The sequence below is a fragment of the Methylophaga sp. UBA4204 genome, from assembly GCF_002379485.1.
GTDB lineage: Bacteria > Pseudomonadota > Gammaproteobacteria > Nitrosococcales > Methylophagaceae > Methylophaga.
This window is the reverse complement of the sequence record NZ_DFTU01000021.1, coordinates 11942-20189: the sequence shown is the minus strand read 5'-3', so window position 1 is coordinate 20189 and position 8248 is coordinate 11942. Positions and strand designations below refer to the sequence as shown.

The following is an 8248-nucleotide window of genomic DNA, read 5'->3' as shown; positions in this document are numbered from 1 at the left end:
TCACGTTACCAATTAACATGGCCAGTGCCATAGTTTCACCCAACGCGCGACCAAATCCCAATACCAAACCGGCCAGAATCCCGGAGGAGGCTGTTGGTAACATGACTTTAAGAATCACTTCCCATTTTGTCGCCCCCATACCATAGGCTGCTTCTTTTACTTTATAAGGAATACGACGGAAGGCATCGGCTGAAATGGCTGCGACAGTCGGAAGAATCATAATAGCGAGTACTAATGCGGCGGGAGCCAGGCCTGGACCACTTAAATCAGTACTAAATAAAGGAAACCAGCCAAACGTTTCATGTAGCCAATGGGCGGCCGGCCTGATTAGCGGGATAAGTACATAAATACCCCACAAACCATAAACCACCGAAGGAATAGCCGCTAACAGCTCAATGATGGTTCTGAACATCACTTCGATTTTGGCATGCATGAATCCCTGGGTCAGGAAGATGGCAATAGCGACTCCTAATCCACCACCAATCAGCAGCGCGAGCAGTGAGCTGTATAACGTGCCCCAAATTTCAGGTAACACGCCAAATTCATTCTGGTTGGTATCCCAGGTTGTGCCAGTAATAAAACCTAAACCATGCTCCTTAATTGCAGGTAAAGCCTGAGAACCGAGTTCAAAGACGATATAAGCCAATAAAAGTATGATTGATAAAGCACATAAATAAGCAAAAGATCGGAAGACAGAATCTTTCATATAATCACTGGGAGAAGGTGGCGCGGACAATGTTTTGCCACTTGCGGAATCTTTAAAAGGATCGTGAACCATTTGTGTTCCTATCAATCGTGAATATTTATAGTAAATATCGCTAACATCGTTTTCAGGCTCTTGAACAGATAAATGCTGCAAGTGTTTAAAACACTTGCAGCATTGTTTTATCCGATCACCAAGAGTGATTACTGAATCATGCTGGCCGCGTTGCGAACTTTCTCAACAACATTTTCTGGCAGCGGGATATAGCCCATTGCTTCAGATGATTCCTGACCTGTTGTAATCATGTATTCAATAAGGTCTTTTAAGGCTTTGGCTTTCTCTTCACCTTGGTTTTTGTAAACCAATAACCATGTGAACGTTGCGATAGGATAGGCATCATCACCCGATGGGTCAGTTGCCCATGCACGCAGGTCCGGTACATCACTATTTGGCAGATTACCCTCCGGGAAATCAGTCGTCGCTAAGGCTGAAGCACCTGTTTCGCCACCAGCTTCAATAAAGTTACCTTTTTGATTTTCCAGCATGGCCGTCGGCATTTTGGTCAGTTTGGCAAAACCATATTCAACATAGCCGATTGCGCCAGGTGTTTGTTTGATAGTCGCTGTTACACCATCATTTTTAGGTGCTTTGACAATTGTGCCAGCACTTGGCCAGTTTGGTGCTTTTGCACCACCAACCTGTTCTTTGAAGTTATCGCTGATCGCTGCTAAGTGATTAGTGAATACATAGCTGGTACCACTTGAATCAGAACGAACAACAACAGTAATGTTTTGGTCAGGAAGTTTTACACCAGGATTAGCCGCCTGAATTTTTGGGTCGTTCCAGTTCGTAATGTTGCCCAGGAAGATTTCCGGATAAACATCACGTGGCAATTTCAATTCTTGAACACCATCAAGGTTGTAAGAAATGACGACTTCGCCCGCCGTGACTGGAAGCAGAATAACGCCTTTTTTGACTTGTTCTATTTCACTGTCTTTCATTGCAGCATCACTGCCTGCAAAGTCTACCGTTTCGTTAATGAAATCCTGAATACCTGCGCCACTACCTTTAGATTGGTAATCAATACGAACGCCATCAGTTTGCTTGCTGTAGTCTTTAAACCACTTGTTATAAAGTGGTGCTGGGAAACTTGCACCAGAACCAATCAATTTAAGATCAGCGTATGCAGCGGATGAACTCATGGCACCAATAAGCGCGCCAATGACAAAAACTGACTTTGCGCTCTTCGCAAATAGTTTCATAAAAACTCCTGACAAATGAAAAAAGTAAAACACTCAATTTACTGGTTGCTAAGTCTATTGGTGGTTTGTTAAAGATTTATGACAGTGGCGAAGATGTTGAATGTATCTCTCTAAATGACGCGTAAGTTTGGCCTTAAGGGTATTCCTGGACCGACGGCATTAACAGGTGAAATCTCATGTTAGCCTTGTTTATCAGGTCATCGAACTAGTATTACGGTTGATATCCCAATGCTTTCTTCTGAAAACAGACAATAAAAGATTAACAACTTGTTAATCTGTTATTCATCCAAGCTTAATTCCTTGTCGGTTTGATTTTCATCTCTTGCAAATATCATGGCTCTCAGGTTAACAACAGGAGAGACCAACAATGAAAACGACATATCTTGCAAGCGCATTCAGTCTGATTTTTACCACCTCGGCATTTGCTCAAATCGATAAAATCGATGCAGAAGCTATTCAGGCAGCACAAAACGCCTGGGCAGAAGGTATTGTGGAAATCGGCCAGGCCAAAATCAATGGTGAAGATGCAGGCGCAGTCGCCAGTGAGTTACTGGACAACTTGTATGCATTCGACGACAAAGTGCTATTCAAACCAACTAAAGCAGTGGATGACCCGTTCCGAAACAGTTATGAAGAAGCACTTTCGTATTTTGTAGGCGGCATGCTTGAGGAAGATAAAGGCTTTGCTCTGCAGCCTTGGACTGCAGTTCGATTTGAGAATGAAGACCTGCTGATTCGTGACGAAAATGCCCTTGCAATGGGGCTTTACTACTTTACCGATACGGCTGGTAACGAAACCAAAGTTGAATACACATTTGGTTATCGATTGGATGACGATGGCAGTGTCAAAATCGAATTACATCACTCTTCCTTACCTTTTAGTAAGTAATTAATTCAGCCTGCACAAGATCTTGTGCAGGCTTTTTCTCCTTTATTAAAGAGTCTGCTTAATATGAAGAAATATTCGAGTGCACCTTTGTTTATGCTGCTGGCCGGGTTTATTGGTCCTGTGAGTTATGTTCAGGCTTATGAGGCTGGTGACTGGTTGGTTCGTGGAAGGGTGATTAACGTTAATCCAAATGATTCAAGTGGAACGGTATCAGTTAATGGAGTTGATCAAGGAACGGAAGGTGTCAGTGTTGATAGCGATACTGTACCGGAACTGGATATCACCTACATGATGACACCCAACTGGGGCATAGAATTGATTTTAGGGTATTCCGAGCACACCGTGGATGGTAGCCAAAGCTGGGATTTTCTGGGGCCGGTCGCTGAAACCAAAGTTCTGCCACCAACCCTAACTTTGCAATATCATTTCCGCCCAAATGCCAAACTGAAGCCGTATATCGGAATGGGAGTGAACTACATATATTTCTTTGATGAAAAGGTTCCCAACAGCTCTGGCCTCAGTAATCCCGGTGACTCGGTCAAACTTAAATCATCGTGGGGACTGGCTTTTCAGGCGGGTGTTGACTATGCACTGGACGATGACTGGTTTGTGAACCTTGACCTGAAATACATCGATATTGATACCACAGCGACTTATCGGAATACGGCGGCGGGCTCGGTGTCTGTCAGTACTGATATTGATCCAGTGATCTTCGGTATCGGTATCGGCAGACGTTTTTAATGTGAAAAACCCATTAGATTAATCTGAGATAGTGGAGATGGTTTAAGTAAACTGCCTGAATGTTGATATATTAGGTTTTGCGAACGATTTTATTCTTCACTGGGTTGCATTTGATGTACCGGAAAAAAATTATTGCTTTTGCTGTTGTCGCTCTTGCCATGGTTTTCCTGGCAGGAGCGCTGGCTATCTGGTCAACAAGACTGACTGCCCAGAACATCGTTCAAGTGAACATGGCAAATGCATTGCTCACAGAGCATTGGAAATTATCCAATAACAGTTATCGTTTATTCAAACAGATTACCGATGAATTATTATTTGGCAAAAATGCCAATCAGGCGTTAGTTCGTAACAAGCGAGAGTTGATTGCCAATGCCATTTCCACAATAACGCAACTTGAACAACAACAACGACTGGCTCTGGGCGAAATCGCCACCAAGGGAACGATAGAAGATACCAAGGAGCTGGAAAAGTTACTCAACGATATTCTTGATGCGTTTGACGCGGTGCTTGCTGAGCCGGTAAGTCAGCTTAATACTGAAAAAATTCGTTTCCTGCTGGAGGAGCAGATTGATAATCGGTTTCGGGAAGCCATTAATTCAGCTTTGCAACGACAAAGTACTATCGTCAATTCACTAAATTCTGATATCGAAAATATTCACACCAATATTGCCTGGGCTGCTGCAGCACTCACTATTTTTGCGGTATTTGCAGCACTGTTGGGTAGTTATGCCATGATTCGTAATATTTCGATTCCAGTAGATTTTCTAAAAAAAGCAGCCGAATCTTTTGCTGACGGAAACCTGAATTATCGTGTGCCACGAGGATTTGACCGAGAGTTTGATGCGATTTCAGCCGCCTTTAACGATATGGCCCAGAAACTTTCTGAAGAGAAATCTTTGCGGGATAAACTCAATAGTCAGCTGGAGTTTGAGGTTAATAAACGCACCAGTGAATTGCAGGTCCTCAATGAAACCTTGAAAAAAAATGATGCTGCCAGAAGAAGCTTTCTGGCAGATGTCAGTCATGAACTGCGCACACCACTCACCATCATTCGTGGTGAAACCCAGGTCGCGCTTCGACAGAGCAGACAACTTGATGAGACCGAGGCACGAAGTATTTTGGAAAGCGTTCATGAACAGTCTCTTTTATTGAGTCGTCTAGTGGATGATTTGTTGTTTATTGCTCGAACAGAAGCCAATAATCTTCAGTTAAAGATAGATGTATATTCGATTAATAAGCTGCTGAAAAATTGCGTAAATGAATTTCAACGTACGGCAAATCAGCACAAAATCAATCTGAAATGTGGCCTTCCTTTTGATGAGGCTATTGTCAGGGTTGATAAAGATCGATTTCAACAATTGCTGAGAATCTTGTTTGATAATGCAATTAAATATAGTCCATCCGATACCAACGTTACCGTTTCGTCAAAACTGGATGCTGGTAATGTAATCATTACTGTTCAGGATCAAGGTGCTGGGGTGGCAGATGACGAGTTGCCATTAATTTTTGACCGATTTTATCGAAGTCAACGAATGCAGCATGAAAAACCAACGGGATCAGGACTGGGCTTGTCCATTGCCAAATCAATATGTGATGCCCATCAGGCATCTATCTGGGCGGTCAATACGGAAGACGGACTGGCAATTCATATTAAGCTTGCTGTGGAGTAACAATGCAAATATTGATTGTTGAAGATGAAAAGCGTGTGGCCGATTTTATCTGCAAAGGTTTGAGGGTTGAAGGCTATTTTTGTGAACAGGCTCATAATGGTCAATCAGGGCTTATGCTGGTCAATTCACATAGCTTCGATGTCATTATTCTTGACAGAATGTTACCGGATACAGACGGCATCAGTTTTTTAAAGCATATTCGTAATGCAGGTATTTCTACGCCGGTGTTATTTCTTACAGCGTTGGATGATATTGAAGAAAAGGTTCACGGCTTGCGTGCAGGAGCCGATGATTATTTAACAAAACCTTTTGATTTTGAAGAATTACTTGCCCGTATCGAAGTGCTTTCCCGTCGGGGAATAAATGGACCTGATGTCGATGAAAATATTATTAAACTGAATGATATTTCTATTTCTCTGACCCACAGGACAGTTTATAAGGGGAATGAGCTGATAAAAATGACCACAATGGAATTTGACTTATTGTTGTTTTTAGCAAAATCCAAAGGTCGTGTGTTAAGTCGTGAACGTATACTAAATGCTGTCTGGCAACTCAACAGTGATCCATTGACGAATGTGGTTGATGTTTATATCAATCGTTTACGCAAAAAATTCGACATTCATCAATCCGAATCCTTTATCGAAACGCTTCGTGGTGTAGGTTACAGATTAAACATTAATTGACATAAGGATGTCGGCTGGGAATTTCAATTAGCCATTTTGCTGCAAACTCTTAGGTCAGTGAAAATCTTCCTTTGTTGAATTTGTTTCCACAGAATCCAATAAAAAAAGCCCAGCACTACTAAGAATGCCGGGCCAATTTATGAAGCTGCTTTTACATTAACTTACAAGCTAAACACGCTTAATACACCACCCAGTGTGGTCCAGCTCGATAGGGATTTGTAGGCACCTACAGCGCCAAGACCATCGGTATCATTTTCCAGATTATTGGTCATACCAATACCGGCCCAACCACCAATGCCTGACAAAATTGAGATGTATTGTTTACCATCGTGTTTGTATGAATTGACGTTGCCAATAATGCCCGATGGAGTTTTAAAGCGCCAAAGTTCACGTCCGGTTTTGGCATCCAGGGCTTTCAGATACCCCTCCAGCGTGCCATAAAAAACAACATCGCCAGCGGTAACCATGGCTCCGGACCAAACTGAGAACCGTTCAGGATTTGTCCAGACGATTTTGCCTTCACGAGCATCCCAGGCAATAAAGTTACCCATATTGTCTTTGGTGGCCGCAAACATATTTACTTCAGCACCGACGTATGGCTGACCGGCTAAATATTCAACTTCAAACGGTTCCAAATCCATACAGATATGGTTGGTTGGTACATAGAACAAACCCGTTCTTGGAGAATAAGCCGCAGGTTGCTGATCTTTGGCTCCATGGGCCGCAGGACAGATACCGGTTGTCTGAGTATCTTCACCATTGGCTTCAGGTGAGTAAGTGGCCACACGATCCGGAAGTCCCGTTTTCATATTGATGCTGTTGGCCCAGTTAACACTTGGGTCGAATTTTTCAGCTATCAATAATTCACCGGTTGCACGATCCATGGTGTAACCAAAGCCATTACGGTCAAAATGCACCAGCATCTTACGCATTTTGCCTTTTACTTTCTGGTCCACCAGAATATTTTCGTTAACGCCGTCATAATCCCATTCATCATGGGGTGTCATCTGATAGATCCATTTGGCTACACCGCTATCCAGATCACGAGCAAACAGGGACATGGTCCATTTGTTGTCACCTGGTCGTTGTAGCGGATTCCAGGTAGATGGATTACCGGTTCCGTAGTAATAAAGATTCATTTCAGGATCATAGGAGAACCAGCCCCAGGTAGTGCCGCCACCAATTTTCCACTGCTCACCTTGCCAGGAATTCAATGAGGAATCTTTGCCGATTGGTTGTAACATAGCGGTGGTATTTTCTGGATCGACCATCATTTCGTCATCAGGTCCGGTGCTATATGCTTTGTAGAGTGTTTTGCCATTCATATCATAGGCTTGAACATAGCCACGAACACCAAATTCACCACCGGAAATACCGACAATGATTTTGTCTTTAAAGACATTGGCATTACCGGTATTGGTTGCGCCGGTAGTTGGGGTATCACGTTTATCTGACCAGAGCACTTCACCGGTATCAATATCTAACGCCACCAACGTGGTATCCGCCTGGTTAAGGAAAATTTTACCGTCCCCATAAGACAAACCACGATAGACCACGTCACAGCACATTACTGGAACCGTTTCAGAGTAGTTTTGTTTGGGTTCGTATTTCCATTTGATGGCCCCATCGTTGTTCAAATCCAGTGCATAGACGATATTTGGATAAGGTGTATGGACATACATCACATCATCAATGATCAACGAGTTACCCTCGTGCCCGCGTAATACGCCGGTAGAAAAAGACCAGGCCATTTCCAGATCTTTAACGTTCTCCAGATTGATTTCATCTAATTGGCTGTAACGTGTATTGGCATAGTTTCCTGCTGACATAACCCATGTCTCTGGATTTTCCTGCATGCCGAGTAACTCATCTGCAACAGTGAGACCGGGAAGCGCCAATGACATCATTGCGATAGATAATTTAGTTTTATTCATATTGTTTCCTCTATGTTAGCCGCTTCAAAAACCGATAATTAACCGTCATGTGAAATTAGCTTTTGAACGGAGTGAGGATGTTAGCAACGAGGTAACAGGAATAATTGCCCGTGTGTCCGAATCTTTTTTAACGCTCTGGAACCACAGTCAAGTTGGCGCGGTAGATGTTAAGCAGAAGAAATTCTGTAAAGAACATATATATAAGTTTGAGCACGGTCTATCTGATGGAGAAGAGATCGATTTACAAATTGATGGAGTATTAAAGAAGTGATTAACAAATTTCAGACATAAAAAAACCTCAGAAGTAGCACTTGCTGAGGTTTTTTAATAATCATTGGCTCCCCGAGCTGGACTCGAACCAGCGAC

The 8248-nt window shown here is 42.9% G+C and carries 7 protein-coding genes and 1 tRNA gene (1 of these 8 only partly in view); 4 read left to right on the top strand and 4 right to left on the bottom strand.

The window, feature by feature from the left end; all coding sequences use genetic code 11:
* Together pstC and pstS are read right to left on the bottom strand one after the other, a co-directional pair.
* Nucleotides 1-706, bottom strand: a 706-nt coding sequence (gene pstC / locus B3182_RS02825; RefSeq protein ID WP_292751449.1) for a phosphate ABC transporter permease subunit PstC, incomplete at its 3' end; no start/stop codon positions are given.
* 200 nt (nt 707-906) lie between these two features.
* Nucleotides 907-1965, bottom strand: coding sequence for a phosphate ABC transporter substrate-binding protein PstS (pstS, locus tag B3182_RS02820; protein WP_292411377.1), 1059 nt, complete (start codon nt 1963-1965; stop codon nt 907-909).
* A gap of 367 nt (nt 1966-2332) precedes the next feature.
* Here pstS and B3182_RS02815 point away from each other — a divergent pair, with 367 nt between their 5' ends.
* The 4 genes from B3182_RS02815 (at nt 2333) to B3182_RS02800 (ending at nt 5948) form a co-directional block, all read left to right on the top strand.
* Nucleotides 2333-2854 carry a hypothetical protein gene (locus B3182_RS02815; protein WP_292356027.1) on the top strand — a complete coding sequence of 174 codons (522 nt, stop codon included), beginning with the start codon at nt 2333-2335 and terminating at the stop codon, nt 2852-2854.
* A gap of 63 nt (nt 2855-2917) precedes the next feature.
* Nucleotides 2918-3595, top strand: a complete 678-nt coding sequence (locus tag B3182_RS02810; RefSeq protein ID WP_292751446.1) for an OmpW/AlkL family protein — start codon at nt 2918-2920, stop codon at nt 3593-3595.
* A gap of 113 nt (nt 3596-3708) precedes the next feature.
* Complete coding sequence (locus B3182_RS02805) at nt 3709-5265, top strand: sensor histidine kinase (RefSeq protein ID WP_292356024.1); 1557 nt, start codon at nt 3709-3711, stop codon at nt 5263-5265.
* Nucleotides 5266-5267: 2 nt separating this feature from the next.
* Nucleotides 5268-5948 (top strand): response regulator transcription factor, encoded by a 681-nt coding sequence (locus B3182_RS02800; protein ID WP_292356023.1) that lies wholly within the window; start codon nt 5268-5270, stop codon nt 5946-5948.
* A 161-nt stretch (nt 5949-6109) separates the two neighbouring features.
* On the opposite strand, the gene B3182_RS02795 is transcribed toward B3182_RS02800, so the two are convergent.
* Together B3182_RS02795 and B3182_RS02790 are read right to left on the bottom strand one after the other, a co-directional pair.
* Complete coding sequence (locus B3182_RS02795; RefSeq protein ID WP_292356022.1) at nt 6110-7882, bottom strand: methanol/ethanol family PQQ-dependent dehydrogenase; 1773 nt, start codon at nt 7880-7882, stop codon at nt 6110-6112.
* Between the two features lie 335 nt (nt 7883-8217).
* Nucleotides 8218-8248 (bottom strand) — tRNA-Asn (locus B3182_RS02790); it runs 155 nt beyond the window's last position.

Coding starts and splice junctions, on each gene's coding strand:
- B3182_RS02810 (WP_292751446.1), top strand. CDS start 2,918: ATGAAGAAATATTCGAGTGCACCTTTGTTTATGCTGCTGGCCGGGTTT.
- B3182_RS02795 (WP_292356022.1), bottom strand. CDS start 7,882: ATGAATAAAACTAAATTATCTATCGCAATGATGTCATTGGCGCTTCCC.
- B3182_RS02805 (WP_292356024.1), top strand. CDS start 3,709: ATGTACCGGAAAAAAATTATTGCTTTTGCTGTTGTCGCTCTTGCCATG.
- B3182_RS02800 (WP_292356023.1), top strand. CDS start 5,268: ATGCAAATATTGATTGTTGAAGATGAAAAGCGTGTGGCCGATTTTATC.
- B3182_RS02815 (WP_292356027.1), top strand. CDS start 2,333: ATGAAAACGACATATCTTGCAAGCGCATTCAGTCTGATTTTTACCACC.
- pstS (WP_292411377.1), bottom strand. CDS start 1,965: ATGAAACTATTTGCGAAGAGCGCAAAGTCAGTTTTTGTCATTGGCGCG.